At 61.9% G+C, this 1,187-nt stretch carries 1 protein-coding gene; it reads left to right on the forward strand.

Annotated features, from left to right (window positions below; genetic code table 11):
- Window positions 1-224: 224 nt before the first annotated feature.
- Window positions 225-1,163, forward strand: a complete 939-nt coding sequence (locus NKJ04_RS33575) for an IS110 family RNA-guided transposase (protein ID WP_023809699.1) — start codon at window positions 225-227, stop codon at window positions 1,161-1,163.
- Window positions 1,164-1,187: the final 24 nt, after the last annotated feature.

The raw sequence follows: 1,187 nt of genomic DNA on the forward strand, positions 1-1,187 counted from the left end.
CCCCCACTCCGTCGAGCTCCGCTCGACACCTTGTATCTACACGAGAGAGATTTCGTGGGATTAGAGCGATTGAGCCAAGGTCCGGGCGGCCGCCCGGACCTTGGCTTGGCGAAGTCGCCCGTACCACCTGAGGTTACAACCGCGGGAGAGCTTGGGATCTTCGCCTTCGTCACGCACGACCGAACAGTCGCTTGGTTCCAACCGTACGCACAAGGCAGGTTACCGTGAACAGGATTATTTGTGGAGTTGATGTTTCGAAAGATTGGCTGGACGCGCATGTCCGGCCTGGCGGAGCGGCAGCGCGCTTCGCCAACGATGCGGCGGGGATTGCAGCTCTTTGGCTGTTCTGCCGCAGCCATGGCGCAGCCCTTGCGGTGATGGAGGCATCGGGCGGCTATGAACGGCTGGGGTTCATGCTCTTGTGGGCGCACGGCATGCCGTGCGGCGTGGTCAATGCCAAGAGCGTGCGCCGTTTCGCCGAGGCGATGGGCTATCTGGAGAAGACCGACAGGATCGACGCCGCTGTCATCGCCCATTACGGCGCAGTCAAGAACACGGTGCCGACGCCACCGCCAAGCGCTGCCCAACAGCGGCTTACCGCGTTGGTTGGCCGGCTTTGCCAGATTGTCGGCGATGCGACCATCAACAAGCAGCGTAGAAGTGCCGCATGCGACGCCGAGGTATGCGCCAGCATCGAGGCGACGCTGGCCTTCCTCAAGCGCGAGCAACGGCGCCTGGAAGGCGAGATTGCCTCGATGATCGATGACGATCCGCTGTGGGCCAGGCTGGAGCGAGCCTTTCGTTCGCTCAAGGGCGTAGCCGGGCGCACTGTCGCCCGTCTGATGGCCGAACTGCCCGAGATCGGCCTCATCTCCAACAAGGCCATCGCCAAGCTGGCAGGCCTGGCTCCTTTCGCCAACGATAGCGGCAAGCGCACCGGCAACAGGCATGTGCGAGGCGGACGCGCCGGGCCGCGTGGCATCCTCTTCATCGTCGCAGCTATCGTGGCCAAATTCGATCCTCATCTCAAAGCTTTCGCTCAACGGTTGCAACAGGCGGGAAAGCCAAAAATGCTCATCCGCATCGCACTCGCCAGAAAACTCCTGGTCATCCTCAATGCAAAAGCACGCGATGCGCGCAACGAGTTCGTAATTGCAACTTGACACCCCAGATAGTCGCTCTCCCCC

Source organism: Mesorhizobium sp. M0618 (genome assembly GCF_040320765.1).
In the GTDB taxonomy this organism is placed as follows: Bacteria; Pseudomonadota; Alphaproteobacteria; order Rhizobiales; family Rhizobiaceae; genus Mesorhizobium.